Source organism: Arthrobacter sp. P1_C12_2 (assembly GCF_056406415.1).
This window is the reverse complement of record NZ_JBFUAF010000026.1, coordinates 26,192-51,562: the sequence shown is the minus strand read 5'-3', so window position 1 is coordinate 51,562 and position 25,371 is coordinate 26,192. Positions and strand designations below refer to the sequence as shown.

Genomic DNA, 25,371 nt, shown 5'->3' with positions numbered 1-25,371 from the left:
TCCATGGTGCCTACCAGCTGGCTCCGGGGTACTCGCGGGCGAGCACCTGCATCTCGGCGAGGATGTAGCCGAGGTGTTCGGAGTGCAGGCCGCGGCGGCCCCCGCCCGGTGTTGGCTGGACGTTGGGGACCTCGAGCTCCGCTTCGGCCAGGACCTCGCCGGTGAGCCGGTCGAAGTCCTCGCGCAGGCTCGAAGGCTGGGGCGCGGCGCCGGCCTCGCTGAGGCGTCCGGTGAGCTCGTCGTCGCGGAACAGCTCATCGACGAAGGGCCAGATGACTTTGAACGCGTGGATCATGCGCCGGCGCGATTCGTCCGTGCCGAGGGCCAGGCGCAGCACCCACTGGGCGCTGTGGTCCCGGTGGTAGTCCACTTCCTTGACCGCCTTGGCGGCGATGCCGGCCAGGGTGGAGTCGGTGGAGGACGTCAGCCGGCGGTAGAGCTCGAACTGGTAGTAGCTGACCACGAACTGCCGGGCAATGGTGACGGCGAAGTCCCCGTTCGGCTGCTCGAAGAGCGCCGCGGAGCGGAACTCGTGCTCGCGGCGGAAGTAGGCGAGATCGTCTTCGCTGCGCCCGTCCAGTCCGCCGGCGTAGCTGAGGAAGGACCGGGCATGGCCGAGTTCGTCCAGGGCGATGTTGCCGAGGGCGACGTCCTCTTCGAGCTCCGGCGCGCGGGAGATCCAGTGGCCCAGGCGCTGGGCCAGGATCAGGGCGTCGTCGCCCAGGCGCAGGGCGAACTCGGCAGCGTCTTCGCTCGGCTTCGCGGAGCCGCGGCTGACGGACAGCGCGATGTCTTCCGGGCGGAGCGCGTTGCCGGGGGTGATGCGGGTGGCGCTGGCGGTGCCGTCACCGCTGGCGCCGGCACCGGATACGCCGACGGAGATGTCGCCGTGGCCGCCGTCGTGCATGTCTGTTTCAGGAGAGGTGCTCACAGGTGCTTCACGCCCTCACTCTTGGTGTAATACGTGGCATGCCGGTAGTCCTTGCCCTGCGGGGATTCAAAGAAGGAACCCTTGGAATCGGGGTCGCTGGAGGCGATGGCCTCGGCCGGGACCACCCAGATGGACACCCCTTCGTTGCGGCGGGTGTAGAGGTCCCGGGCGTTGCGCAGGGCCATGGCCGCGTCGGGTGCGTGCAGCGAGCCAGCATGGACGTGGGACAGGCCGCGGCTGGAGCGGACGAATACTTCCCAGATGGGCCAGACGTTTCCTGCTTGCGGTTCGGTTGTCATGCTGCGGATACCTTTTCTGCTTGCTTGCGGCGCTGTTTGTCGGCATAAGCCGCCGCGGCTTCGCGCACCCACGCGCCGTTCTGGTGTGCCTCGCGGCGCCGTTCCAGGCGCTGGGCGTTGCAGGGGCCGCGGCCGGCCAGGACTTCATGGAACTCGGCCCAGTCCAGCGGCCCGTGCTCCCACTTCTTGGTTTCCTCGTTGAACCGGATGTCCTTGTCCGGGAGCGTCAGGCCCAGGACCTTGACCTGCTCCATCATCATGCCGACAAACCGGTTGCGGAGCTCGTCATTGCTGAATCGCTTGATGTTCCACGCCATGGACTGCTTGGAGTTGGGCGAGTCGTCATCCGGCGGGCCAAACATCATCAGCGCCGGGGCGTACCAGCGGTTCACCGCGTCCTGGGCCATCTGCTTCTGTTCGGGGGTGCCGTGCGAGAGTTCCAGCAGGATCTCGAAGCCCTGGCGCTGGTGGAAGGACTCTTCCTTGCAGACCCGGACCATGGCCCGGCCGTAGGGGCCGAAGGAGGCGCGGCAGAGCGGCACCTGGTTGGCGATCGCGGCGCCGTCGACCATCCAGCCGATGGCACCCATGTCGGCCCAGGTGCGGGCGGGGTAGTTGAAGATGGAGGAGTACTTGGCCTTGCCGTCCATCAGGTCCTGCATCATCTGATCGCGCGGCTGGCCGAGGGTTTCGGCGGCGGAGTACAGATAGAGTCCGTGGCCGGCCTCGTCCTGGACCTTGGCTATGAGGATGGCCTTGCGCTTCAGGCTCGGGGCGCGGGAGATCCAGTTGGCCTCCGGCTGCATGCCAATGATCTCCGAGTGGGCGTGCTGCGAGATCTGGCGCAGGAGCGTTTTGCGGTAGGCCGGGGGCATCCAGTCACGCGGCTCGATGCGGGAATCTTCCGCCATGACCTTCTCGAAGTAGGCCTGGCCCTCGGCGTCGAGCCGGGCCGCGTCCTCGGGGCTCGGTTCATGCCGTGCCGGCGATGGCTCGGCGGGCACTGACTGCAGGGTCTGCGATGCCATGGTTGCTCCTAATGAATTTCCGATAAATAATTACCGACCGTTCGTTCAGGATATGCGGAAGGCTGGAGATGCGTCAAGGACGGGAATCCCGTGCAACCAAGTCCAGCGCAGGGGATCTCGCCTACGGCGATGTGGCCAGCCGGCCTGCGGCCTCCTGCTGGATTAGGGCGGCCCGTGTGGAAAAGTCGGCAATCGTGCGCAGCTGTTCGTCGCTGTAACCCTCAAGGAGTGCCGCCAGCCCGTCCAGGAAGTCCGCAAAGTAGGGCGCGGCGGCAGCTGCCTGGTCGCCCACGAGCTCGATCAGGACCTTGCGCCTGTCGTCTTTGTGCGGGACCCGGCGCGCGATGCCCTTGCTCTCCAGTCGCTGCATCAAGCCGGTCACCGACGCGGGCGCGAGACCGGAATGCTCACCGAACTCACCGGCCGTCATGGGCCCGAAACGCATGAGGATGTCGATCGCCTTGCCTTCCGTCGCGGAGAGCCCGCGCAATTCGGACAGCGCCGTGTGAAACATGACAGCCGCCGTCGACAACTCCCGGCCCGACTCGTACACCGCGGCCAACAGGGCTTCTCGCTGCTCGCTTTCCATGCTCTGAGGCTAGCAAAACTATTTCGTTTGACCGAAGGGATTGACCGGCCGCATCCTCGGAATTATATTTCTTTTATCCGAACGAAATAAATTCTTGAGAGGACGCCGTCATGTTGAACTGCCTGGTCATAGGTTCCGGGATCTCCGGGCTCTCCACCGCCCTGGCCCTGCAGAAAGCGGGTCATGCGGCCACGGTCTACGAGGCCTACCCCGAACCGTCCGACGGCGTGGGCGGCTTCCTGACTCTCGCCGTCAACGGCTTCGATGCCCTGGAAACACTTGGCCTGAAGGACGGCGCCCGCCGCCTGGGCTTCAGCACGCCGGGCATGTCGATGTATCTGGGCAGCACCGGGAGGCACCTCATTGACTTCGACTACGGCGGCACGCTGGCAGATGGAACCACCGCGCGCACCATGACCCGCTCGGAGCTCTACACCTTGCTCCGCAACGAGGCGCTGGCGCGCGGTGCCCGGATCGAGTACGGCAAGCGCCTGCGCGCGGTTGAGGAATCGCCCGACGGCGTGAGCGCCCGTTTCGACGACGGCACCGCTGCTGCCGGCCACCTCCTGGTCGGCGCCGACGGACTGCGCTCCGCCGTCCGACCGCTCATTGACCCTTCATCTCCGCAGCCCAGAAGCATCCCCCTGCTCAATACCGGCGGGATCGTTCCCGCCGGCCTCGGTCCTGCCTTGGACGTGAATCCCGGCCGGATGAAGATGGTCTTCGGCAAGCGCTGCTTCTACTGCTACATGCCCGACCCGGGCGGCAGGATCTGGTGGTTTGCCAACCCGCTGCAGCGGTCCTCCGGCAATCCTGCCGAGCTGGACGCTCCCGCGCTCAAGGGCTGGTTGATGGGGCTAGTAACCGGGGACCGCACACCGATGGCCCAGATTGTTGAAGCCACGGACGGGATCATCACGCCGTACATGACCTATGACTTCCCCACCATTCCGAGCTGGCACCGCGGCCGCATGGTCCTGGTCGGCGATGCCGCCCACGCGGCCTCGCCCTCGTCCGGCCAGGGGGCCTCCATGGCAATCGAGGATGCCGTCACGCTGGGCAGCGGTCTCCTGGGCGCCCGGGCGGAAGGCATTGGCCCGGCCCTGGCACGCTATGAAACAGAGCGCCGCGGCAGGGCGGAAGCGGTGGTCGAATGGGGGCGCCGGAATGCGGCACCGAAGATCAGGGGCCAGTTCCAGCGGGTCTTCCAGGACCTGGCCCTCAGGGTGGTCTTCCGCTCGCTCTCACGCGGCGCAGCCGACAGCTTCGACTGGGTCTACGCCCATCATGTTCCCTGGGGCCCCTCGCATGGCGAAGCAGCCGCACATTCCAAGTGATTCGGCATGGGTCTCGCGTAGGTCGGGGACGACGGTCGGTTCCGTGCTCAACGGCGGTTGGGACAATTTGGCCCCGGGGCAGGCCCCCTCATCACGGATTGCGAAGGACTTCTATACCTAGAGCTACTAGGCCTGATACCCTTCAGCTCTAGGTATAGGAGGCGCAGTGCGCATTGATAAAGACCTGGTCGCGGCTTCGGCCACGCCTCTTGTGCTTGGCATCCTGGCGGAGGGCGATCTGTACGGCTACGCAATCCTCAAGCGGGTGAGTGAGCTCTCGGGTGGCGGCATGCAGTGGACCGACGGGATGCTCTACCCGCTGCTGCACCGGCTTGAGCGGCTCGGTTACGTGTCCTCGTCGTGGGGTACGTCCGACGCCGGGCGCCGGCGCAAGCACTACACCATCACGCAGGCGGGCCGGGACGCCCTCGCCGACCGCCAGAAGCAGTGGACCGTCGTCGCAGACGCGCTGCGGCAGGTATGGCAGACCGCTCAAGGGCCAGCGGCCCCGGCTGAGGGGTGGGCGTGATGACGCCACACGCTGAGCTGGAGGCCCAGATTGACCGGTGGCGCGGATACGTTCAGCGGAACCGAGCAATCTCTCCCTCCGACGTGGACGAGCTGGAGGACCACCTGCGCGAGCAAATAGCCGACCGGCAGGCGACCGGCCTCGACGACGAGGAGGCCTTTCTCGTCGCCATCAAGCGCCTGGGCAACCTGGACGCCGTTTCACGCGAATTTGCCCGCGAGCACTCGGACCGGCTGTGGAAGCAACTCGTCCTGGTACCGGACGGCCCCGACGACGCCAACGCGTCATGGCGGGAGCTGGCCGTGGTCCTCACGCTCGCAGTAGGGGCGGGTGTGGCGGTCAAGGCCGGCTCTGTGTGGATCGACGACGGCGGCGCCCTGATGCGCAACCTGGGCCTGCTCGTCTTCCCCTTCCTGGCCGCGTACTTCGCGTGGAAGCGGCGCTTCACCGGGGCGGTGGCCGCGGCACTGATCGTCCCCTATGCCGCCCTGGCGCTCGCGCTCAACCTCTACCCGTTTGCCCCAGCCGGATCGACCGCAATGCTCGCCGCCCTGCATGCCCCGGTCATCCTGTGGCTGCTGACCGGAGTGGCCTACGCCGGCGGGAGGTGGCGGTCCGATAAGCGGCGCATGGACTTCGTCCGGTTTACCGGGGAACTCGGGATCTACTACACGCTGCTGGCGCTGGGCGGCGCAGTCCTGATCGCCCTCACGCTCGCGACCCTCCGGATCATTGGCGCTGATTTCCAGCCGGTCCTGGAAGACTGGGTCCTGCCGTTCGCTGTGCCCGGGGCTTTCGTGGTCGCGGCCTGGCTCGTGGAGGCCAAGCAGCAGGTGGTGGAAAATATCGCTCCCGTCCTCACCCGCGTCTTCACGCCGCTGACCGTTGCCATGCTGCTGGTCCTTCTGGCCGTGCTGGCCACCGCGGGCGGGTTCGCCGACATCGACCGCAACCTGCTCATCCTCATGGATGCAATCCTCGTGCTCGTCCTCTGCCTGCTGCTCTTTTCGATTTCCGCCCGCGACCCGCTGGCCCCTCCCGGACTGTTCGATGCCCTGCAGCTGACCCTTGTCATTGCGGCCCTTGCGGTGGATGCCGTGATGCTGACTGCGATGCTGGCCCGCATCGCCGAGTTCGGCTACAGCCCCAACAAGATCGCGGCGCTCGGCCTGAACCTGCTGCTGCTGGTGCACTTGTTGCGCGCGGCCTGGCTGGCCGTCGGATTCCTCCGCGGCCGACTCCCGTTTAGTCCGGTCGAGCGCTGGCAAACCCGCTACCTGCCCGTTTACGGCGTCTGGGCCACGGTCGTGGTGGTGGTCTTCCCGCCCGTTTTCGGCTTCGTCTAGTCAGCACGCCCCACTCAGCGAGCACCACTAAGACGGCCTTCTTGCAGCTGTCGCGCTGTCAGCGCCGGTCCCCGAAGTCAACGATGTCGACGTCGAGCGGAATCTCACGCCAATATCGTGCAAGGCTAGTTGCATGGATCTGGAGGTGTCGCCCGCGCTCACGATTCCCGCGTCGGAACTCGGCTGGCGGTTCTCGCGTTCGTCCGGGCCAGGCGGTCAACACGTCAACACCTCGGACAGCCGCGTCGAACTCTCGTGGAACGTCGCCGGCTCGGCGGCGCTTTCGGATGGCCAACGGCTGATGCTCCTCACGCGTCTCGGACAACGACTCATCGCCGGGGTGATCACCGTGACCGCTTCGGAGCGGCGCTCCCAGCTGCGCAACCGCGAGATCGCCCTGGCCAAGCTCTCCGCCCTCGTGGCCGAGGGGCTTGCCCCCGACGCTGCTCGCCGCCGGCCGACGAAACCCACCCGGGGCTCGAACCGTCGGCGCCTCGCCGCAAAGGAACAGCGGTCAGCGACGAAACGGCAACGACAGCGGCCGACCGCCGAGTAGCGCCGTCCAGCCGACAATTTTCAGCCGTAGGCCCGCGGGAGCGCCCACACGACGCCGGCGAGGCTGTTGGGAACTCCGGTCGCCGGCGCGGCTTGACTCTAGGCCGCAGCCAGCCTTCGAACCCGCGGGGCCGGCGCATATTCCGTCGGCGCAACGATGCTGAGCTGGCATTCTGACTGAAGCGGATCAATGGCCGCCGGCAGGTGGTGGGAGGCTGAGCACTCCCTCAGCTGCTCGAGGGCCGCCGGTTCCACCACAGCGTGGCTGACATCCAACACGAGGTGGAGTCCTTCTTTCAGGTGGTTTGCCCGCTTGACCACCACATACAGGGCCTGAAGGCTCCTCGCCGTCACATGTCCCTGCGCTGCTACTTCTGCCTGACCGCAATCGAGGTCGAGCCTGACAAGAACCCGGAGTTTGTGGTTCATACGATTCCCCTGTTCGTGCATTTACTGCTGTGGCCGCGACGCTGCGACCGTTGTGGCCGCGACGCTGCGACCGCCCCCAGCCTAGGCAGGGAATGTGACGCAGGCAACAGTGCGCTTCATATCCACGAAACCTCGCGCTATCTCCCGATTGTTGGCCACAAAGTATTGATCGCCGGGCCCGGTGTATTGTAAGGGAGGCCCCACGGCGACCATCCGGCTCTTGGCCCTGGTCCAGGACGCAACGGAGAACGATACCGTGGCTCTGTACCGCCGCCGTGAGGAAATGCATCACCGGATGCAAGACGAGCCAGCGCCGGTCCACTCTGCGTTGCGCGCCCCTCAGCACTCCGGCGTGGCCCGCCTGAGTACTGACAGCCAGATTCCGGGCACGAAGTCCGGCCGACTTAGAGGAACACATGACACACCCCTTCGACAGCCAAGACGACGTCCGCGGTGCGGAATTCCGAGAGCGTCAGCCCGCGAAGAAACGCCGAGGCCGCAAGGTGCTGATCGCCGTCGCCGTAGTGGTGGCGCTCGTAGCGGTGGTGGCTGGCGGCTACCTCTTCAGCCTGGCACGCACCTTCGACTCCGGTACGAGCAAGATTGAGCAGGCCTTCCCCGAGGAGTCCACGCGTCCGCAGAAGACAAACGCCGCGATGAACATTCTGGTGATGGGCAGTGACAGCCGCGGCGCCACCGAGGCTGATGCCGCGGGCGGAACGCCCACGAACCAGCGCGCGGACGCGCTGATGCTCATGCACATCCCGGCGGACCATAAAAACATCTACACCATGTCCATCATGCGCGACCTCTGGGTGGACATCCCCGGGCACGGCGAGGCGAAAATTAACTCGGCGCTGGCCCTTGGCGGTACGCCGCTGATGGTGCAGACCATCGAGTCGACCTTCCAGCAGCGCATCGATCACGTGGCGATGATTGACTTCGAGGGCTTCAAGGGCCTCACCGACGCGCTGGGCGGGGTAAGCGTGAACATCAAGGTGCCGTTCACCTCGACCGCGCTGCCGGGCCAGTCCTTCGCTCCGGGCCAGCACACCTTCAACGGAACCGAAGCCCTGGCCTTCGTGCGCGAACGCCACGCCTACGCCGACGGCGACTACCAACGGGTCCGCAACCAGCAGGAGTTCCTGCGGGCCATCATCAAGAAGTCGATCGCCGGCCAGACGCTGAGCAACCCGATCACCATCAACAATATGGTGGGCGCCGTTTCGCCGTTCGTCACGGTCGACAAGACCTTTGATTCGGGAGCGGTGGCCGGGCTGGGGCTCGAGCTCAAGGACATCCGGGCGCAGAACACCGTCATGTTCACCCTGCCGACCGGGGGCATCGGAACGTCCACGGACGGCCAGTCGATCGTGCTGGCCGACCCGAACGCCATCCACGACATTTCCGCGGCGATGGCCTCTGACACCCTGGGCGAGTACGTCGCAGCGAACAAGTTCGAGAACGGCAACTGAGCCCCGCCAAGTGAGGCACCCAGAGAGGCCCTTGGACCCATAGTCCGCGGCCGGCCGCAGTGGTAGCGTCCGCTTATGGGGAACGCTCCGGAGCCAGCAGCAGCGGCTTCCGCGGCGTCCCCGCCCCCTCCCTCGCCCGCCGCAGGCGGTCGCCGTCGGACAATGCTGCTCCTGGGGGTGCTGCTCGCGGTCGCCGCCGCGGTGGCCGTCGCGGTCGCGGCGTACGTTCTCACCGGGCCCCGGCCCGGGGGCCCCGGCTCGGCCGGAGCCACGGCACCGGCCGCCGCCCCGGCTGCCGCTCCTGCGACGGCAGCCAGTCCCACGCCGACGCCGACGCCCAGCCCCACGCCCACGCCGGAACCACCCGCCGTCGCCCTCAACATCCTGCTGATCGGGAGCGACAGCCGGGTGAATGAGCGGGCGGCGGCGGCCAACGGCACCACCTCCGACCAGCGCGGGGACGCCCTTGTGCTGATCCACCTCCCGGCGGACAGGAAGAGCGTCTACGGCATCTCGATCATGCGCGACCTTTGGGTAGACATCCCAGGCCACGGATCCGCGAAAGTGAACGCCGCGCTGGAACTGGGCGGGGTGCCGCTGATGACGCGGACGGTGGAGGTGCTGCTGGGTGCGCACATCGACCACACGGTGATGCTGGATTTCCAAGGGTTCGCGGCCATGACAGACGCGCTCGGCGGGGTCGACGTGAACATCAAACAGTCATTCACCGCCACCGCAGATGACAAGGTGCATTTTCGTGCGGGCGTGAACCACCTCAACGGGCTGCAGGCCCTGGCCTTTGTCCGCGAGCGGCATGCCTTTGCCGATGGCGACTACCAGCGGGTCCGGAACCAGCAGACTTTCTTGAAGGCCATGATGGCCAAGTTGGCTTCCGAAGGAAGCCTGGCGGACCGCGGCACCGTCCGCAAACTCATCACGACGGTGTTGCCGCACGTGACCTTGGACGCAAGCTTCACCCTGAAGTCGCTGGAAATCCTCGCCTTCAGCCTCCGGCAGACACCGCCGGGACGTGGTGTGTTCTTCACGCTGCCGACCGCCGGCACAGGGTTCAGTCGGGACGGGCAGTCGATTGTCCTGCAGAACCCTGCCGCGACCGCCGCGGTCTCTGCCGCGCTGCGCGGGGGGACCCTCGCCCGCTACGTGGCGGCCAACAATCTGCAGAACGGCAATTGAGGCCCCGCTCTTCGGTAGATTGGGTCCATGACCCAGACTCCCGCCCAGCCGTCCCCGCAGCCTCCCGTCGCCAGGAAAGTTCCGTCGGTGCGCACCCACCACGGCGACGCGTTCGAGGACAACTACGAGTGGCTCCGGGACAAGGAGTCCGCAGAGGTCGTGGACCTGCTCAAGGCGGAAAACTCCTACCAGGAGTCCGTGACCGCGCACCAGGAACCGCTGCGCGAGGCCATCTTCCAGGAAATCAAAGGCCGCACCCAGGAAACTGACCTTTCCGTTCCGAACCGCAAGGACGGCTGGTGGTATTTCACCCGCTCGGTCGAGGGAAAGGAGTACGGCATCCACTGCCGCGTGCGCGGCCAGGACACCGGGGACCGCGTCGCGGACTGGACTCCCCCGGCGGTAGAGGCCGGGGTCGTCATCCCCGGTGAGGAGATCCTCCTCGATGGCAACCTCGAGGCCGAGGGCAAGCCGTTCTTCGCCGTGGGCGGCGCTGCCACGACCATCGACGGCACCCTCTATGCCTACGCCGTGGATAACGCCGGCGACGAGCGCTTCACACTGCGCATCAAGGACCTGCGCACCGGCGAGCTGCTGCCGGACGTGATCGAGAACGTCTTCTACGGCATCTCCTTCTCCCCCGACGGCAGCCGGATCTTCTATACCGTGGTGGACGATTCCTGGCGGCCGTACCAGGTCAAATCCCACGTGCTCGGCACACCCGTCGGCGAGGACACGGTCATCTACCAGGAGGACGACGTCGCCATGTGGCTCGGCTTCGAGCTCTCGGCCGACCGGCGGTACCTGGTGCTCAGCATCGGCTGCTCCGAGTTCAGCGAGACCCGCCTGCTGCGCTTTGATGACCTCGACGGCGGACTGCGCACCGTGATCTCCCGCGACGAGCGCATCCTGTACGAGGCCGAGCCGTTCCTGCTGGCGGACGCCTCGGGCCGGGGCCAGGAGCGGATCCTGCTCACGCACAACAAGGACGCCATCAATTCCATGGTCTCGCTGGTCGACCCGGCCGAGCTCGCGAAGCCGCTCGCCGAGCAGCACTGGGACACTGTCGTCGCCCATTCCGACCAGGTCCGGGTCAACGGCGCCGGGGTCACGTCGAGCCACGCAGTGGTCTCCGTGCGCAAGGACACAATCGAACGGGTCCAGGTCCTGCCCCTGGCCGGACTGGGCACCCCGGAGCAGGGCGCCGCGGTGGAACCTGCATTCGACGAGGAGCTGTATACGGCTGGCGTTGCGGGCTCCGACTACGAGGCGCCCGTGATCCGGATGGGCTATACCTCCTACTTCACCCCGTCACGGGTCTACGACTTCGTGCTGCCCACCCCGGAGCGTCCCGCCGGTGAACTCCTGCTGCGCAAGGAGAGCCCGGTGCTGGGCGGCTACTCGCCGTCGGACTACGTCGCCACCCGGGAATGGGCGGTGGCGTCCGACGGGACCCGCATTCCGCTCTCGGTCCTACGCCACGCCTCCGTCCGGCAGGATTCGACGGCGGCCGGCCTGGTGTACGGCTACGGCTCCTACGAAATGAGCATGGATCCGGGCTTCGGGATCCCCCGGCTGTCCCTGCTGGACCGGGGCATCGTGTTCGTGATCGCACACATCCGCGGCGGCGGCGAGCTCGGCCGGCACTGGTACGACGACGGCAAGAAGCTGCACAAGAAAAACACGTTCACCGATTTCATTGCAGCCACCGGCTGGCTCGCCGGTTCCGGCTGGGTGAACCCGGACCGGATCGCGGCGATGGGCGGCTCCGCCGGCGGCCTGCTGATGGGCGCGGTCGCCAACCTGGCGCCGGAAAAGTATGCGGCGATTGTTGCGGCCGTCCCGTTCGTGGACGCACTGACCACCATCCTGGACCCCGAACTGCCCCTCTCGGCGCTGGAGTGGGAGGAATGGGGCAACCCGATCACCGACCCGGACGTGTACGCATACATGAAGTCGTACACGCCATACGAGAACGTCCGCGCCGTGGCGTACCCGAAGATCGCCGCGGTCACCAGCTTCAACGACACCCGCGTCCTCTACGTGGAGCCGGCCAAATGGGTGCAGCGGCTGCGCGAGGTGAACACCGGAAGCGAACCTGTTGTCCTGAAAATTGAGATGGAAGGCGGCCATGGCGGCGCCTCGGGCCGGTACGTGCAGTGGCGCGAACGGGCCTGGGACTACGCGTTCGTCGCCGACTCCCTCGGAGCCACCGAACTGCTGCCGGGAACCGGACTGAAGTAAGAACCACCCCATCGATTGCTCTGCAAGTGCCCTTTTTGGACCTCCATTAAGGCACTTACGGAGCAATCGATGCGTTTTCCGGCTGGTCAGCGGGCTTTCCGGGATCATCCGGGATCATTTGGGAGCCCGCTACCGCCCATTTGGTCATCATGCTTACTATTTACTGGCATGATGGGCACTTCGACGTGGAACCCGTCCGCTGGGGGCGGGGCGTCTTAGGGCTTTGACCGGGCACAGGGTGCCGGAGATGGAGTTTGTTATGAGCGTTGAGCAGGGAATGACCCCGTTGACTGATGATGAGCTGATGGCGCAGGGCGGCACTGCTCTTCCGGACAAGGAAGTCGCCTCCGTCCTGGACCTGAACGCCGACCTGAACCTGGGGATCAGCGCCGCGGCGCCGATCGACCTCGGCATCGCGGCCAACGCCAACGTGGCCGCCCCGATTGACGCGGCCGCGTCGGCAAACGTGCTCTCCTTCGGGTCCGAGTCCCAGGCTCTCGCCGACCAGGGCACCATTATCAACCAGGGCGTCACGGGCGATGCCACGGCTGACTCCACCCAGGACAGTGTGATCGAGCAGGGCACCGGCGCGGATGCCGGGACCGCGGCGGGTGCCACCCCCGCGCCTGCCGCCACCCCTGCTGCCACGGCCGATCTCGGCGGCGCCGTGCCTGCCGGCAGCGTACCTGCCGACGGAGTACCTTCCGGCACTGTTCCTGCCGGCACGGCCGGCGGCGTTCTGCCGGATGGCACGGTCCCGGACCTCGGCGGCGCGCTGCCGACGGACGTGGGTGCCACCGCCGGCGCCGCGGGTGCCCTCAGCGGCAACCTGCTCAACGTCGACGTGAACCTGGACGCCAACGCGGGCATCGCGGCACCGATCAACGGGGCGGTGGCCGCGAACGCCAACGTGGCCGCACCGATCGACGCTGCCGTCGGTGCCAACATCGGCTCAATCGACAGCAACGCGTTCGCCGTCGCACAGCAGGATGCCATCATCAACCAGGACATCCACGGCGACGCTACGGCGTCGGCTGACCAACAGTCCGACCTGAAGCAGTAGCACCTAGATGAGCACTGTGCACGGAGGGCCGTCCGGGCAGGACGGTCCTCCGGCCCCGCCTGCCACCGGCGGCGCCACATCGTCCGACTCCGGCACCGACTCCGGCGCCGGTGCCCGCGGCGCTGCCGCCGGCCCGGCGTCGTCCGTGGCGGTCGACCTGCAGCCGGTTCCGGTGCGGGCTGCCGGCGTCCAGCTGATCGGCGAGGCGAAGGGGTCCGGTTACAAGGAAGCCCCGTCCCTGGTGCGCCGCTCCGACGGCCAGACCATCCAGCTCACCCGCCTGCTGTACTTGGTGCTCGAGGCGATCGACGGCCAGCGGGGCTTGGAGGAAATCGCCGGGCACGCCAGCGACAGCTTCGGACGGCTCGTCAGTGCCGAGAACGTCCGCACGCTGATCACCTCCCAGCTCCTCCCCCTCGGCCTCCTGCGGCTGGCCGATGGTTCCGAGCCCGCGGTGAAGAAATCGAATCCGCTGCTGGGCATGCGGTTCCGGTACTCGGTGACGGATCCGGACCGCACCCGCAAGATCACGGCGCCGTTCGCCACGCTGTTCAACCCCTTGATCGTGGTGGCCGTGACCGCTGCCTTCCTGGCCACGTGCTGGTGGGTTCTGATGGTCAAGGGACTGGCATCGGCCACCCATGAAGCCTTCGCCAATCCCGGCCTGGTGCTGCTGATCCTGGTGGTCACGGTGCTCTCGGCCGGTTTCCATGAGTTCGGCCACGCCGCCGCCGCCCGCCGCGGCGGAGCCACCCCCGGCGCCATGGGGACGGGCCTGTACCTGATGTGGCCGGCCTTCTACACCGACGTCACCGATTCCTACCGCTTGGGGCGGGGCGGCCGGCTGCGCACCGACCTTGGCGGACTGTACTTCAACGCCATCGTGGCCGTCGCGATCATGGGCATCTGGTGGGCCACCGGCTTCGATGCGCTGCTGCTGGTGGTGGTCACCCAGATCCTGCAGATGGTCCGGCAGCTGATGCCGCTGGTCCGTTTTGACGGCTACCACATCCTGGCCGACGCCACCGGTGTCCCGGACCTGTTCCAGCGCATCAAACCCACCCTGCTGGCCCTGGTGCCGTGGCGGAAGACAGATCCCGAAGCCAGGCTCCTGAAGCCCTGGGCGCGGGCCGTGGTCACTATCTGGGTGCTGGTCACGGTCCCCCTGTTGCTCTTCAGCATGGCCACCATGGTGCTGACGCTGCCGCGCGTCCTGGGCACCGCCTGGGACAACGGCCTCAAGCAGCAGGCCATGCTCTCCCACAGCATCGCCACCGGGGACGCCGCCGACGCCGCCGTGCGGGTGATCGCGATCGCCTGCCTGGCACTGCCGGTGCTGGGCATCCTGTACATCCTGCTGCGCCTGGTCCGCCAGCTGGCCACCGGGCTGTGGCGCAGGACCCGCGGCAAGGCCCTGCAGCGCGCCACCGCCATCGTTGCGATCGCGGCCGTTACGGCCGGCCTCGCGTGGGCCTGGTGGCCCGGCGCTGAGACGTACCGCCCGGTCCAGCCCTACGAGCGCGGCACCCTGGCGGACGCCACCACGGCCGTCTTCCCGGCCCCCGCCGCGGGCCGGCTGGCCGAGGGCCAGTCGGGAACGACCGTTGCCCTGTGGCCGGAGGGCGCCCGGAGGCCCACACGCGAGAACCCGCAGCTGAGCATGGTACTGGTGCCCCGGCAGTCCGGCCCGGCCACCACGGCCGGCACCGCGGCGGCGCCGGCTGCCCCTTCTTGGGTCTTCCCCTTCGACAAGCCGGCCGCTCCGGAGGACGACGGCAACCAGTCCCTCGCGGTCAACACCACTGACGGTTCCGTGGTTTACGACGTCGCCTTCGCCCTGGTCTGGGCGGACGACGGCGACACCGTGGACACCAAGAATGAGGCCTACGCCTTTGCCAGCTGCGCGGACTGCGCCGCCGTGGCGGTGGGCTTCCAGGTGGTCCTGATTGTGGGCCAGACCGATGTGATCGTTCCGGAAAACCTCTCGGCTGCGGCCAACTACAACTGCCTCCGGTGCCTGACGTACGCCCTGGCAAGCCAGCTGGTGCTCACCCTCGACGGGCCCCTGAGCAGCGACGGCATGGCCAGGCTCAACGCCCTATGGCAGGAGATCGCCGCCTACGGCAAGGATCTGCAGAACCAGCCGCTCTCGGAGATCCAGGGCCGGCTCAGCGCGTACAAGGAACAGATCATGGCGCTCATCAAGGCCGATCCCAGCGCCACCCCGGCCGGGTCCGCCGGTACGGCCCCGACGCCGGGCGCAACCACGCAACCCACATCGGGGAGCACGGCGGCACCGACCCCGGGCGTCCCGGAACAGGGCCCACCCACCGGTGGATCATCGACGTCGGTCTCCACTCCGGCCGGCACGACTGCAGAACCGGCACCGGCCCAGACCGCGCAGCCTGCGCAGTCCGGTCCCGCTCCGGGCTCCGGTGCCACGGTGCCGGCAGAGCAGCAACCGACGCAGCCCGCGGCACCGGCGTCGGGCGGTTCCACGGCGCCCGCATCCACCGCGCCGCCGGCACCCTAAGCCGGGGACGCGAACGGGACCCGAATTGACGCAGATGGCCGGAATGAGGACTTCATTCCGGCCATCTGCGTCAGATCGGCGTTCCGTCAGATCGCTATTTCCCGGCGAGCCGTTGCTGCAGGGGTTACGGCTCGTCGAGCCGGTGGTCTTCTAAGGGAAAGTAGACCGTGCCGGCGGACGGGCCTGCCGTCAGCAGGCTCAGCTCCAGCACGTCCTCGAGCTGGCTGGCGCCGGGGGCGACGGTGTCTTGCTCGGTCATGCGTATCTCATCGGCCACAGCTGGGGTTCCTTGCCTGGAGTGTCGGACGGCGGTGTCCTTTCACGCTAGCGGGAGTTCCTGCGCGTTCACCGGTGTTGGGGGTGCGCCCGCGCCGGCGTTGCCCCGGGCGGCGTCTCCTATTCTGCTCAGTGCGGAGCGGGGTAGGCCGTCACGCACCTGGGGCAAGATCCCGACGGGTAAGGGCGGACCCTTTGTGAACTGCTCCCCGAAAGTTGGACTGAGAGTCAGTTCTGACTCTCGGGGAGCAGTTCATTGCGGGGGGCCCGGCCTCAGTCCCTCCGGCTAGCGGCTCTTCGGGCGTGCATAGGACATTCCCGGGTTCCGCGCGCAGTCAGCAACCAGCCCGCGGTTCACGAGTTCAGCCAGCAGAACGGCAAGGCGGTAGTCGGTGACGTCCTCCAGTGCCAGCTTGAAGTACCGGGCGGCGAAGCTGGGCTTGCCTTTGAGCCATTCCAGCCAGCCGATCAGGCACAACATCGGGGCACGCTGCCCTTGCGGGGTTGCCTTCATCAGTTCGAACGCGACTTCCTGGGCGGTGTCCACGCGTGCCCAGTCCGGGCGGGTGGGGAAAACTCCGAGCATGACGGACGTGAACTGATCCGGTGCACGTGTGATCACGTCGGTCATCAGGTCATCCCGGGTGGCGGGGTGCTGGAACGCTCCTGCCAGTTCCCGCGCGGTCCGGGCCGTCAGGGTGGCGGGGTTCTCCAGAACGCGGGCCCATTCGGCACGGCTGTTCTCCAGTGCGTCGGGCCATCCATCGGGGCGGTAGGCCGCGATGGTTTCGCGTGTTCCGGTGTCCCCGGTGAACGGTGCCGGTTCGGTGAATCCGGTGATGTTGCTTCCGGCGTAGATCAGTGCGGCGTTTCCGGTGCTGGTGGTGGTCGCGTCCAGCGGCTCCTCGCCGCAGCAGCTCGGGTTGGTGCAGAGGTAGTTCATCCAGACTTCGGAGGTGACCATCCGCGCGTCCCGCAGCGGCATCCCTGCGGTGTCCAGCTCGGTGCGCAGCGCGGCGGCGTGACCAGAGTAGGAGCGCGGGATATTGGGGCTGTTTTCGTCGGTGTAGATCACGAGGATGCTGCCGGTGGCGTCTTCGTCGGCGGTCAGGTAGCTGACCGGCGTTTGGGCGTAGTCCACCGGGTCCGCGTCGAACGGGGCGTCCATGCGAAGCGTGGCACCGAGCCGGTTTCCCTGCATGCTCAGCACGTGGCGGTCTTGCTAACACTCTTCACAAGAAACGTACATCCCTTGGTTGCGTGAAGGCTGGCCGGCGCCTCTTGGGGGCAGGCGCCGGCCAGCACTTACAGTGGAAGGCCGGCCGGATGTCTGGTGGGGGACCAAGCTCCAGCGGCGCTTACAAAGCAGTAATCGCTGGGGAACCGCGAAAGGTTACGCACCAATCGGAATTTTCTTTTTCTTCCCTCGGCACCTCTCCCCGCGTGTGCGGGATAAACGCGAGAATGTCGTCGGCGGCGGTGAACTTGATGGAATCGTTCATGGTTGTGTGTTTGCCGGTCAGGACGGCTGTTAGCGGGCCTTCCACTCATCCGCGAGGATGGCGTACACCACCTCTGTGGCCCATTCGCCCTTGTAGTGCCACTTGTCCACCTGCCGTGATTCCAGGCGCATGCCGAGCCGTTCACAGAGCGCGGCCGAGTCCGTGTTCAGGGCATCGAGCTTGGCATCGATGCGGTGGAAGCCCAGGTCCTCAAAGCCGAGCTTGAGGAGCGCACGGGCGGCCTCACTCGCGATCCCCCGTCCCCGCGCCTCCGGGGCCAGGCTCCAGCCGATCTCGGCCTGCCCGCACCCCTCCAGCCACTTCAGCACCACCTCGCCGAGCAGCCCGGGCGAATCCTGGGCCTCGATGGCCAGGGCCACCCAGTCGCCCTCCTTCTCGAACTCGAAGTTGGCATACCGTCCCACCGTTTCCATCGACTGGGTGTAGCTCTTGGCCTCGCGGGGCAGGAACCGGGCGGTTTCCGGGAGCGAGTGGTAGGCGTGGAAGGCATCGAGGTCGGAGGCTGCAAAGCGCCGCAGGACCAGCCGTTCGGTGCGGATCGGTAGCGGAGGGAGGGGCTTGGGGTCGGTCATGCCCCCAACGCTACCTGCCGCCCAACTGACTCGCAGCAGGGGCCGTTTTGAGCGCTCATAACGGCCCCTGCTGCCAGCTAGTTGGGCGGCAGGCGGGGTGCGGTTACGGAGCAACGGATGCCCTGGCGACGACGGCGGCCGTTGCCTCGGCGATCGCCCGCTCCTCGTCGGTGGGGACCACCAGGACCGGCAGGGCCGACGTCGGGGTTGAAATGACGCGGGGTTCCTTGGACCGCTCCCGGTTCAGCCCGGCGTCGAGTTCGACGCCGAGGGCACCGAGCCGCTGCGCCACCAGGTTCCGGAACTGGTGCGAGTTCTCGCCGATTCCGGCCGTGAACACGAGGGCCTTCGCGCCGCCGACGGCCACGTGGTACCCGCCGATGTACTTCGCGAGCCGGTAAGACGCGACCGCCAGGGCCATGGCCGCCTTGGCGTCCCCGGCTTCCGCGGCCTCCACCACCGAGCGCATGTCGTTGTTTCCGGCCAAGCCCTTGAGCCCGGACTGCCGGTTCAGCATCGAATCCAGGTCCTCAGGAGACCAGCCGGTCCGGCCCAGGAAGACCAGGATGGACGGATCGAGATCGCCGGAGCGGGTGCCCATGACGAGGCCCTCGAGGGGCGTGAATCCCATGGACGTGTCGATTGACTGCCCGCCGCGGATCGCGGTGACCGAGGCGCCGTTGCCCAGGTGGGCGATCACGGCGTCGAACTCCTCGACCGGAACATCCAGCAGCGCCGCCGCCCGGTGCGCGACGTATTCGTGCGAGGTGCCGTGGAACCCGTAGCGGCGGATCCCGTGGTTCGTGTAGAGCTCGTCCGGCACCGCATAACGCCAGGCGTGCTCGGGCAGGGTGCGGTGGAAGGCGGTGTCGAACACGGCCACCTGCGGCAGTTCCGGCCACTTCTTGGCGATCGCGCGGATGCCCAGGACGTTGGCGGGGTTGTGCAGCGGCGCGAGCGGGTTCAGCCGTTCAATGGCCCGGGTGATCTCGTTGTTGACCAGCACCGGCTCGGCGAAGCGCTCCCCGCCGTGCACCACGCGGTGGCCAACGGCATCGAGCACCCGCTCCCCCAGGGCTGCGTGGATGGCCGCGTCCACCTGCTCCAGCGCCTCGGCGTGGTCGCGCGGGCCCTCGGGCTGGCCGTCGCCCTCACCGCCGGTACCCATGCCGATCTTCTCGACCAGGCCTTCGGTGAGCACGCTGCCAGCCTCGACGTCGCGCACCTGGTACTTGAGCGAGGACGAGCCGGAGTTGATGACGAGCACGAGCATGGGGCCTCCTAAGCCTTGGCTTCGACGGTTGCAGCTGACGGGGTCGAGGATCTGGCTTTATAAAGGAGCCTGGCGCAGCGCTCCGTAGGACCTACTATAAATTGCCGGGGTGTCAGCGGTCTGAATGCGGGTCTTCGGGACGGGCCGATCCGTTGCGAAAGCCGCTTCAGGGAGCCTGGAGCCGGGCCGCACCGGCCCTTTCAAGGCGCCGCGAGGAAGGCTCCGGCCTGCCGCATGAGCGCCGAAACGGTTGGACCTCCGAACCGGCAATGGGGTAAGTTTGCCGAGGCGCTGGGGGGCCGCTCCGCCGGAACCGGCGGAGGACGCCCCCGACAGAAGGGCCTTTCGATGGATGCCGGTGGGCTGAAGAGGACTTGGTCCATGGCGGCCGCGCTCGGGGACGAAGTCCCCCTGTACTTCTACTCGCACTTATTCCTGTCCCACCCCGAGCTGCGCGAAATGTTCCCGGTCTCGATGGCCGGCCAGCGGGACAAACTCTTCGCCGCCCTCGGGCACATTGTGAGCCACGCGGATCAGATCGACGAGGTGGCCGGGTTCATCGGCCAACTCGGCCGCGACCATCGCCGTTTCTCCGTAGAGCCGGAGCAGTACTCGATGGTGGGGGCTTCCTTCCTGGCGACCCTGCAGAAGTATCTCGGTCCGGAATGGACCGACGAGGTGGCGCAGTCGTGGGCCGAGGCGTACGGACTGATCGCCAAGGTCATGGTCATGGCCGCCGAGGAGGCCTCGGATACGACTCCGCCGTGGTGGGAAGGCGAGGTCACCGCCGTCGAGCGCCGCAGCTTGGACGTCACGGTCCTGGAAGTCCGAGTCGCGGACGGCTTCACATACTCGCCCGGCCAGTCTGCCGCGGTAGAGGTTCCCGCACTCCCGCGGACCTGGCGTTACCTGAGTCCGGCCAACGCCCCCCGCACCGACGGCATGATCGAACTGCACGTCCAGCTGATCCCCGGCGGCCTCTTCAGCACCGCCGCCGCCCGCCGGACCAAGGTGGGCGATACGGTGCGCATCGGCGCCCCTGTAGGGGACCAGCTCGCCCTCGAGGGTTCGCGGGACCTGCTCATGGTTGCCGGCGGAACCGGGCTCGCCCCGATGGCCGCGATGGTCGACGCCGTCCGGCAGCAATGGGGCGAGCGCGGCAGCGGGCCGCGGGTGGACCTCTATCACGGGGCACGGGTGCCGTGGAACCTCTACGACCAGCAGCGACTCGCCGACCTCGCCTCGAGGGAGCCGTGGTTCAGCTACCACCCGGTCGTCTCCGACGACGCGACCTTCCCCGGCGCCCAGGGCTACGTAGGCGCCGTGGCGGCGGCACACCCCGAGGCGCCCCGCCGCCTGGCCCTCGTGGCCGGATCGACGGCGATGGTGGGGCACACCATCAGCGAACTCGTCGCGGCGGGTACGCCGCGCTCCGACATACGGTACGAAGACTACGCAGGCGTCGAGGACAACTCCTCGGCCACCGGCGCAGACCAGGAAGAGGTATACCATGAGCACAGCTAGCCCAGAAGGCCGCGTCAGCCCTTCCGACATCCGCAACGCCTCGTTCGAGGTGGTGGGACGCGGGTACGACCAGCAAGCCGTCCACGAGTTCCTTCGGACTATTGCCGAGCAACTCGAGGCGGACCAGCGCCAGCCGGGCGCAGCAAGCCCCGCAGCCAAAGACGAGATGGTCAAGGTCATCACGCAGGCGCAGATCCTCGCCGAGAAGTTCGTGGCCGAGGCCGAGCAGTACTCGAAGGACCTCGTAGCCAGCGCCCGCACCCAGTACAGCGAGATCCTGCGCCGCGCCGAGGACTCCGTGGCCACGCGGCAGGCCGCTCCTGCGCCGGCGGCCACTGCGGCCGGCTACACCGACACCATCCAAGAGATCGAGTATGTCCGCACCTACACCAAGGTGGCCCAAGTCCAGCTGCGCGCCGTGATCGACGCCCTGGCCGAGCAAGTGGACAAGCTCGGCGACCTCCCCGTGGCGCGCGCCGACCGCAGCGACGGCAACGGCTAGCTCCAAGCCCTACGCCCCGGCGTGCCCCGCCTCCACGGGCTGCGCGCCGGAGGCTGGTGCCTCAGCTGACGCGCCGTCAGCCACGGACTGGGCCTGGACGGCCGTGATGGCCACCGTGTTCACGATGTCCTCCACGGTGCAGCCGCGGGAGAGGTCGTTCACCGGTTTGCGGAGGCCCTGCAGGACGGGCCCGACGGCGACCGCCCCCGAGGACTGCTGCACCGCCTTGTAGGTGTTGTTGCCCGTGTTGAGGTCCGGGAAGATGAACACGGTGGCCTGCCCGGCGACGGACGAGCCGGGCATCTTGGACTGCGCGATCGCGGCATCCACGGCGGCGTCGTACTGGATGGGGCCTTCGACGGCAAGATCCGGGCGGCGGGCCTTCACAGCTTCGGTGGCCTGCCGGACTTTGTCCACTGCCTCGCCGGTCCCGGACCCGCCGGTGGAGTAGGAAAGCATGGCCACGCGCGGCTCCACGCCGAACTGGGCGGCGGTCTCGGCCGAGGCCAGCGCGATGTCCGCCAGCTGCTCCGCGTTCGGGTCAGGGTTGACCGCGCAGTCGCCGTAGACCAGCACCCGGTCCGGCATCAGCATGAGGAACACCGAGGAGACGATTTTTACGCCGTCGCGCGTCTTGACGAACTCCAGCGCGGGACGGATGGTGTGGGCGGTGGTGTGCGCGGCGCCGGACACCATGCCGTCCACCACGCCCAGCTGCACCATCATGGTGCCGAAGTAGCTGCCATCGAGCATGACTTCCAGCGCCCGGGCAAGGTCCACGCCCTTGTGCGCGCGCAGCTCCGCGTACTTCTCCGCAAACTGCTGGCGCAGCTCCGACGTCGCGGGGTCCACGATGCTCATGCCCGAGAGGTCGATGCCCTGGGTGGACGCCAACTCCCGGACCGCGGACTCGTTGCCCAGGATCGTGAGGTCGCAGACGTCCCGCCGGTGCAGAATTTCGGCGGCCCGCAGGATCCGCACGTCGGTCCCCTCGGGCAGGACGATGTGCCGGCGCTGCAGCCGCGCCCGCTCGACGAGGTCGTGCAGGAACCGCAGCGGCGTCATCCGCTCCAGCCGCGGTAAATGCAGCCGCTCCACTAGTTCGGCCTCATCCACACGCTTGGCCCATAGGCCCAAGGCGGAGGCCACCTTGCGGCGGTGCCCGGACCAGATCTCGCTGCGCACCTCGGAGACCCGCTTGGCGGTGGTGTACGTATCGTCCGGGGCCGTGAACACGGGGAATGGCGCCTGCGCCAGCAGCGAGTAGATGTTGGGGTCCGGGGCCAGGCCGCCGGTGAGAATGAGCGCCGACGGCACCGGAAACTCCGGCGAGAACGACGACGCGAGGCACGCGACCATCACGTCCGCACGGTCACCCGGGACGATCACCAGGGCGCCGTCGTCGAGCACGTGCAGGAAGTTGGCCACGTTCATGGCCGCCACCTTGATCGAATGGACGTCGCGTTCCATGTCCTGCCGGCCGGCCACCTGGCGGATCCCGAGGGCCGAGGCCACCTCGCCGGTGGTCGGCCGGGCAATGTCCTCCAGCTCCGGGAAGACGTAGACGGGACGGCCGGACGCGCCGGGCTTCACTGCGGCGACGATCGCGTCCACGTCCTCCGGGTCGGCGCGGTTCACCATGATGGCCAGGAGGCTGCAGCGTTCCGCCGCCAGTTCCTTGCGGGCAACCTCGACGGCGTCGGCAGCCTCCTCGACGGTCCGCCCCTTCGCGCCCACCACGGCCACGATTGGGGCGGCCAGGTTGTTCGCGAGGCGTGCGTTGAGGTCGAATTCGACGGCGGCATCCTGGCCGGTGAGGTCCGTCCCCTCCACAATCACCACGTCGCAGTGGCGGGACATTTCGGCGAAGATCTCCACGCAGCGGGCGTCGATCTCGGCCCTGTTTCCCTCGGCCAGCAGCCCGCGGACCTCGGCAAACGTCAGGCCGCCGCGGCAGCGCTGGTCGTCAAGATCGAACCGGGCCTTCATCAGTGCCACCATCGGGTCCGCCGCGGCGTCGTTGCCGTGGACCACAGGCTTGAAGAAGCCGATGCGGTCCGCGTGCCGGTGCAGCGTGTCCGCCAGCCCCAGCGCTATGAGGGACTTGCCGGAGCCCGGGGTGGTCGCGCTGACGTAGATTCCTTTGGCCATGTGTCCCAGCATACTTACACCTCTTGACAGCGGGCACCCAGATGGGATTACCTAATGAACATTCGGTAAATAAAGCTGGAGGCAACGAGGCATGGCTGAACTGACGATTTCCGGTGGCACCCACTCCATCCTGAAAGACGACTATGCCTCCGAATGGATGGGCATCGAAGTTCTCGCACTGGACGACGGACATGCCACGATCCGGATGACGCTCCGGCAGGAAATGCTCAATGGATTCGGCATGGCCCACGGCGGAATGATCTTCGCCTTCGGCGACACAGCCTTCGCGCTGGCCTGCAACCCGGCCAGCCCGAGCCCGGCCGAGGAGGGCAGCATCACCGTGGCCTCCGGCGTCGACATCAACTTCCTCAAGCCGGCGTTCCGCGGCCAGGTGCTGACCGCCGTCGCCAACCGCCGCGCCAGCACCGGGCGCAGCGGGCTCTACGACATCCAGATCTACGCCGCCGATCCCGGCGCGGGCGCGCCTGGGACGCCGCAGTCGGCACCCGCCGGCTCGGTTCCCGCCGCTACCGTCCCGGGCGAACTCCCCGCCGACAGCGCCGGCGATGCCCCTGCGGGCGAACTCATCGCCGAGTTCCGCGGCCGCAGCCGCACCATCTCCAAGAAATAGAAACAGGGAACCACAGATGACCCAAGAAACTGCCGCCGCCACTGCTGACGCCGTCCTGGACCGCGAGGAGACCATCTCCCGCGACGAACTCGAGGCGCTTCAGCTCAGCCGCCTGCAGCACACGCTGGCCTACGCCTATGACCGCGTCCCCCTGTACAAGCGCAAGTTCGACGAGGCCGGCGTCCACCCGACAGACCTGCGCGAGCTCTCCGACCTCGGCAAGTTCCCCTTCACCACCAAGGAGGACCTCCGGCTCGAGTACCCGTTCGGCATGTTCGCCGTGCCGCAGCACGAGGTCGCGCGGATCCACGCCAGCTCCGGCACCACGGGCCGCGCCACCGTGGTGGGCTACACGAAGAAGGACCTCGCCGACTGGGCCAAACTTGTGGCCCGCTCGCTGCGCGCCTCCGGCGTCCGGCCTGGCATGAAGGTCCACAACGCCTACGGCTACGGCCTGTTCACCGGCGGCATGGGCGCCCACGCCGGCGCCGAGGCCCTCGGCTGCACCGTCATCCCGATCTCCGGCGGCCAGACCGAGCGCCAGATCACCCTCATCCAGGACTTCAAGCCCGACGCCATCCTGGCCACCCCCACGTACCTGCTGACCATCGCGGACGCCATGATGAAGCAGGGCATCGACCCGGCCTCCACCTCGCTGAAGTACGCGGTCCTGGGCGCCGAGCCGTGGACCGAGGAAATGCGGCACGAGCTCGAGACCACCATGAACCTCAAGGCCTGCGACATCTACGGCCTCTCCGAGGTCATGGGCCCGGGCGTCGCCGGCGAAGCCGTGGAAACGCAGGACGGCAGCCACATCTGGGAGGACCACTTCCGCCCCGAGATCATTGACGCCTTCAACCCCTCCGTGGTGCTGGGCGACGGCGAACCGGGCGAGCTCGTCTTCACCTCGCTCACCAAGGAAGCCCTGCCGATCATCCGGTACCGCACCAAGGACCTCACCCGGCTGCTGCCGGGCACCGCGCGCCCGGCGCACCGCCGCATGGGCCGCATCACCGGCCGCAGCGACGACATGATCATCCTGCGCGGCGTGAACCTGTTCCCGTCCCAGATCGAGGAGATCGCCCTCCGCATCCCGGAGCTCAGCCCGCACTTCCAGCTGGAACTGACCCGCCCCGAGGGCCATCGGATGGACCAGATGACCGTCAAGATCGAGCGCCGCGACGCCGTCACGGTCGAGGGCGCCGCGGCCGCCGCCAAGGCCCTGCAGCAGCAGATCAAGATCCACGTCGGCTCCTCCTGCACGGTCGACGTCGTCGAGCCCGGCTCGCTGGAGCGGTCCAACGGCAAGCTGCGGCGGATCTACGACATGCGCCCCAAGGGCTGAGTGAGAACCCGATCGTGAGAAA

24 protein-coding genes are annotated in these 25,371 nt (G+C 67.6%); 13 read left to right on the top strand and 11 right to left on the bottom strand.

All coding sequences use genetic code 11. From position 1 onward, the window contains the following. Nucleotides 1-10: 10 nt before the first annotated feature. The 4 genes from paaC to AC1DZQ_RS20795 all read right to left on the bottom strand — a co-directional run bounded on the left by paaC (nt 11) and on the right by AC1DZQ_RS20795 (nt 2,847). Nucleotides 11-907 carry a 1,2-phenylacetyl-CoA epoxidase subunit PaaC gene (paaC, locus tag AC1DZQ_RS20810; RefSeq protein ID WP_476965292.1) on the bottom strand — a complete coding sequence of 299 codons (897 nt, stop codon included), beginning with the start codon at nt 905-907 and terminating at the stop codon, nt 11-13. A gap of 20 nt (nt 908-927) precedes the next feature. Beyond that, nucleotides 928-1,230, bottom strand: coding sequence for a 1,2-phenylacetyl-CoA epoxidase subunit PaaB (gene paaB, locus AC1DZQ_RS20805; protein WP_028277739.1), 303 nt, complete (start codon nt 1,228-1,230; stop codon nt 928-930). Further along, a complete protein-coding gene (gene paaA / locus AC1DZQ_RS20800; RefSeq protein WP_476965283.1) occupies nt 1,227-2,258 on the bottom strand; it encodes a 1,2-phenylacetyl-CoA epoxidase subunit PaaA in 1,032 nt (343 codons plus the stop codon). The genes paaB and paaA overlap by 4 nt, the downstream gene beginning before the upstream one ends. Nucleotides 2,259-2,379: 121 nt before the next feature. After that, entirely contained in the window at nt 2,380-2,847 is a 468-nt protein-coding gene (locus tag AC1DZQ_RS20795; protein ID WP_476965282.1) for a MarR family winged helix-turn-helix transcriptional regulator, read from the bottom strand. 110 nt (nt 2,848-2,957) lie between these two features. Between AC1DZQ_RS20795 and AC1DZQ_RS20790 the strand changes: the two genes are divergently transcribed. The 4 genes from AC1DZQ_RS20790 (at nt 2,958) to arfB (ending at nt 6,615) form a co-directional block, all read left to right on the top strand. Beyond that, nucleotides 2,958-4,184, top strand: a complete 1,227-nt coding sequence (locus AC1DZQ_RS20790) for an FAD-dependent oxidoreductase (protein ID WP_476965281.1) — start codon at nt 2,958-2,960, stop codon at nt 4,182-4,184. A 166-nt stretch (nt 4,185-4,350) separates the two neighbouring features. Beyond that, on the top strand, nt 4,351-4,713 hold the full coding sequence (locus tag AC1DZQ_RS20785) for a PadR family transcriptional regulator (RefSeq protein ID WP_476965280.1): 363 nt from the start codon (nt 4,351-4,353) through the stop codon (nt 4,711-4,713). Further along, a complete protein-coding gene (locus AC1DZQ_RS20780; protein ID WP_476965279.1) occupies nt 4,713-6,059 on the top strand; it encodes a permease prefix domain 1-containing protein in 1,347 nt (448 codons plus the stop codon). The genes AC1DZQ_RS20785 and AC1DZQ_RS20780 overlap by 1 nt, the downstream gene beginning before the upstream one ends. Nucleotides 6,060-6,192: 133 nt before the next feature. Further along, the gene (gene arfB / locus AC1DZQ_RS20775; protein ID WP_476965278.1) at nt 6,193-6,615 is read left to right on the top strand and encodes an alternative ribosome rescue aminoacyl-tRNA hydrolase ArfB; all 423 of its coding nucleotides are present in this window, start codon (nt 6,193-6,195) and stop codon (nt 6,613-6,615) included. 98 nt (nt 6,616-6,713) lie between these two features. On the opposite strand, the gene AC1DZQ_RS20770 is transcribed toward arfB, so the two are convergent. Continuing rightward, complete coding sequence (locus tag AC1DZQ_RS20770) at nt 6,714-7,043, bottom strand: hypothetical protein (protein ID WP_476953074.1); 330 nt, start codon at nt 7,041-7,043, stop codon at nt 6,714-6,716. A gap of 416 nt (nt 7,044-7,459) precedes the next feature. On the opposite strand from AC1DZQ_RS20770, the gene AC1DZQ_RS20765 reads away from it, so the two are divergent. The 5 genes from AC1DZQ_RS20765 (at nt 7,460) to AC1DZQ_RS20745 (ending at nt 15,552) form a co-directional block, all read left to right on the top strand. Further along, complete coding sequence (locus tag AC1DZQ_RS20765) at nt 7,460-8,518, top strand: LCP family protein (protein ID WP_476965277.1); 1,059 nt, start codon at nt 7,460-7,462, stop codon at nt 8,516-8,518. Between the two features lie 162 nt (nt 8,519-8,680). Beyond that, on the top strand, nt 8,681-9,712 hold the full coding sequence (locus AC1DZQ_RS20760) for an LCP family protein (RefSeq protein ID WP_476965276.1): 1,032 nt from the start codon (nt 8,681-8,683) through the stop codon (nt 9,710-9,712). Between the two features lie 27 nt (nt 9,713-9,739). Continuing rightward, on the top strand, nt 9,740-11,956 hold the full coding sequence (locus tag AC1DZQ_RS20755; protein ID WP_476965275.1) for a S9 family peptidase: 2,217 nt from the start codon (nt 9,740-9,742) through the stop codon (nt 11,954-11,956). A 259-nt stretch (nt 11,957-12,215) separates the two neighbouring features. Then, nucleotides 12,216-13,019: a peptidoglycan-binding protein gene (locus AC1DZQ_RS20750; protein WP_476965274.1), complete on the top strand. Its 804-nt coding sequence runs from the start codon at nt 12,216-12,218 to the stop codon at nt 13,017-13,019. A 7-nt stretch (nt 13,020-13,026) separates the two neighbouring features. Beyond that, nucleotides 13,027-15,552 carry a hypothetical protein gene (locus AC1DZQ_RS20745; RefSeq protein WP_476965273.1) on the top strand — a complete coding sequence of 842 codons (2,526 nt, stop codon included), beginning with the start codon at nt 13,027-13,029 and terminating at the stop codon, nt 15,550-15,552. A 124-nt stretch (nt 15,553-15,676) separates the two neighbouring features. Here AC1DZQ_RS20745 and AC1DZQ_RS20740 read toward each other — a convergent pair whose 3' ends face one another. The 5 genes from AC1DZQ_RS20740 to AC1DZQ_RS20720 all read right to left on the bottom strand — a co-directional run bounded on the left by AC1DZQ_RS20740 (nt 15,677) and on the right by AC1DZQ_RS20720 (nt 19,196). Further along, on the bottom strand, nt 15,677-15,811 hold the full coding sequence (locus tag AC1DZQ_RS20740; RefSeq protein ID WP_476965272.1) for a hypothetical protein: 135 nt from the start codon (nt 15,809-15,811) through the stop codon (nt 15,677-15,679). Nucleotides 15,812-16,114: 303 nt separating this feature from the next. Further along, nucleotides 16,115-17,029 (bottom strand): DUF4192 family protein, encoded by a 915-nt coding sequence (locus AC1DZQ_RS20735; protein WP_476965291.1) that lies wholly within the window; start codon nt 17,027-17,029, stop codon nt 16,115-16,117. 157 nt (nt 17,030-17,186) lie between these two features. Then, nucleotides 17,187-17,330 (bottom strand): hypothetical protein, encoded by a 144-nt coding sequence (locus AC1DZQ_RS20730; RefSeq protein ID WP_476965271.1) that lies wholly within the window; start codon nt 17,328-17,330, stop codon nt 17,187-17,189. A gap of 29 nt (nt 17,331-17,359) precedes the next feature. After that, nucleotides 17,360-17,923 carry a GNAT family N-acetyltransferase gene (locus AC1DZQ_RS20725; protein ID WP_476965270.1) on the bottom strand — a complete coding sequence of 188 codons (564 nt, stop codon included), beginning with the start codon at nt 17,921-17,923 and terminating at the stop codon, nt 17,360-17,362. A gap of 103 nt (nt 17,924-18,026) precedes the next feature. Beyond that, entirely contained in the window at nt 18,027-19,196 is a 1,170-nt protein-coding gene (locus AC1DZQ_RS20720; protein ID WP_476965269.1) for an acetate kinase, read from the bottom strand. A 381-nt stretch (nt 19,197-19,577) separates the two neighbouring features. On the opposite strand from AC1DZQ_RS20720, the gene AC1DZQ_RS20715 reads away from it, so the two are divergent. Together AC1DZQ_RS20715 and AC1DZQ_RS20710 are read left to right on the top strand one after the other, a co-directional pair. Beyond that, nucleotides 19,578-20,720: a globin domain-containing protein gene (locus AC1DZQ_RS20715; RefSeq protein ID WP_476965268.1), complete on the top strand. Its 1,143-nt coding sequence runs from the start codon at nt 19,578-19,580 to the stop codon at nt 20,718-20,720. Continuing rightward, entirely contained in the window at nt 20,707-21,222 is a 516-nt protein-coding gene (locus AC1DZQ_RS20710; protein WP_476965267.1) for a DivIVA domain-containing protein, read from the top strand. The genes AC1DZQ_RS20715 and AC1DZQ_RS20710 overlap by 14 nt, the downstream gene beginning before the upstream one ends. A gap of 9 nt (nt 21,223-21,231) precedes the next feature. Here AC1DZQ_RS20710 and pta read toward each other — a convergent pair whose 3' ends face one another. Next, nucleotides 21,232-23,373, bottom strand: a complete 2,142-nt coding sequence (gene pta / locus AC1DZQ_RS20705) for a phosphate acetyltransferase (RefSeq protein ID WP_476965266.1) — start codon at nt 23,371-23,373, stop codon at nt 21,232-21,234. A 91-nt stretch (nt 23,374-23,464) separates the two neighbouring features. Between pta and AC1DZQ_RS20700 the strand changes: the two genes are divergently transcribed. Both AC1DZQ_RS20700 and paaK read left to right on the top strand, forming a co-directional pair. Further along, entirely contained in the window at nt 23,465-24,004 is a 540-nt protein-coding gene (locus AC1DZQ_RS20700) for a hotdog fold thioesterase (RefSeq protein WP_476965265.1), read from the top strand. A gap of 16 nt (nt 24,005-24,020) precedes the next feature. Beyond that, entirely contained in the window at nt 24,021-25,349 is a 1,329-nt protein-coding gene (gene paaK, locus AC1DZQ_RS20695; RefSeq protein ID WP_476965264.1) for a phenylacetate--CoA ligase PaaK, read from the top strand. The last annotated feature ends 22 nt before the right edge of the window (nt 25,350-25,371 follow it).

Bases quoted from the DNA above. Each gene is read 5' to 3' on its own strand.
- paaC (WP_476965292.1), bottom strand. From the start codon at position 907: ATGCACGACGGCGGCCACGGCGACATCTCCGTCGGCGTATCCGGTGCC.
- paaB (WP_028277739.1), bottom strand. From the start codon at position 1,230: ATGACAACCGAACCGCAAGCAGGAAACGTCTGGCCCATCTGGGAAGTA.
- paaA (WP_476965283.1), bottom strand. From the start codon at position 2,258: ATGGCATCGCAGACCCTGCAGTCAGTGCCCGCCGAGCCATCGCCGGCA.
- AC1DZQ_RS20795 (WP_476965282.1), bottom strand. From the start codon at position 2,847: ATGGAAAGCGAGCAGCGAGAAGCCCTGTTGGCCGCGGTGTACGAGTCG.
- AC1DZQ_RS20790 (WP_476965281.1), top strand. From the start codon at position 2,958: ATGTTGAACTGCCTGGTCATAGGTTCCGGGATCTCCGGGCTCTCCACC.
- AC1DZQ_RS20780 (WP_476965279.1), top strand. From the start codon at position 4,713: ATGACGCCACACGCTGAGCTGGAGGCCCAGATTGACCGGTGGCGCGGA.
- arfB (WP_476965278.1), top strand. From the start codon at position 6,193: ATGGATCTGGAGGTGTCGCCCGCGCTCACGATTCCCGCGTCGGAACTC.
- AC1DZQ_RS20770 (WP_476953074.1), bottom strand. From the start codon at position 7,043: ATGAACCACAAACTCCGGGTTCTTGTCAGGCTCGACCTCGATTGCGGT.
- AC1DZQ_RS20765 (WP_476965277.1), top strand. From the start codon at position 7,460: ATGACACACCCCTTCGACAGCCAAGACGACGTCCGCGGTGCGGAATTC.
- AC1DZQ_RS20760 (WP_476965276.1), top strand. From the start codon at position 8,681: ATGCTGCTCCTGGGGGTGCTGCTCGCGGTCGCCGCCGCGGTGGCCGTC.
- AC1DZQ_RS20755 (WP_476965275.1), top strand. From the start codon at position 9,740: ATGACCCAGACTCCCGCCCAGCCGTCCCCGCAGCCTCCCGTCGCCAGG.
- AC1DZQ_RS20750 (WP_476965274.1), top strand. From the start codon at position 12,216: ATGAGCGTTGAGCAGGGAATGACCCCGTTGACTGATGATGAGCTGATG.
- AC1DZQ_RS20745 (WP_476965273.1), top strand. From the start codon at position 13,027: ATGAGCACTGTGCACGGAGGGCCGTCCGGGCAGGACGGTCCTCCGGCC.
- AC1DZQ_RS20740 (WP_476965272.1), bottom strand. From the start codon at position 15,811: ATGACCGAGCAAGACACCGTCGCCCCCGGCGCCAGCCAGCTCGAGGAC.
- AC1DZQ_RS20735 (WP_476965291.1), bottom strand. From the start codon at position 17,029: ATGCAGGGAAACCGGCTCGGTGCCACGCTTCGCATGGACGCCCCGTTC.
- AC1DZQ_RS20730 (WP_476965271.1), bottom strand. From the start codon at position 17,330: ATGAACGATTCCATCAAGTTCACCGCCGCCGACGACATTCTCGCGTTT.
- AC1DZQ_RS20725 (WP_476965270.1), bottom strand. From the start codon at position 17,923: ATGACCGACCCCAAGCCCCTCCCTCCGCTACCGATCCGCACCGAACGG.
- AC1DZQ_RS20720 (WP_476965269.1), bottom strand. From the start codon at position 19,196: ATGCTCGTGCTCGTCATCAACTCCGGCTCGTCCTCGCTCAAGTACCAG.
- AC1DZQ_RS20715 (WP_476965268.1), top strand. From the start codon at position 19,578: ATGGCGGCCGCGCTCGGGGACGAAGTCCCCCTGTACTTCTACTCGCAC.
- AC1DZQ_RS20710 (WP_476965267.1), top strand. From the start codon at position 20,707: ATGAGCACAGCTAGCCCAGAAGGCCGCGTCAGCCCTTCCGACATCCGC.
- pta (WP_476965266.1), bottom strand. From the start codon at position 23,373: ATGGCCAAAGGAATCTACGTCAGCGCGACCACCCCGGGCTCCGGCAAG.
- AC1DZQ_RS20700 (WP_476965265.1), top strand. From the start codon at position 23,465: ATGGCTGAACTGACGATTTCCGGTGGCACCCACTCCATCCTGAAAGAC.
- paaK (WP_476965264.1), top strand. From the start codon at position 24,021: ATGACCCAAGAAACTGCCGCCGCCACTGCTGACGCCGTCCTGGACCGC.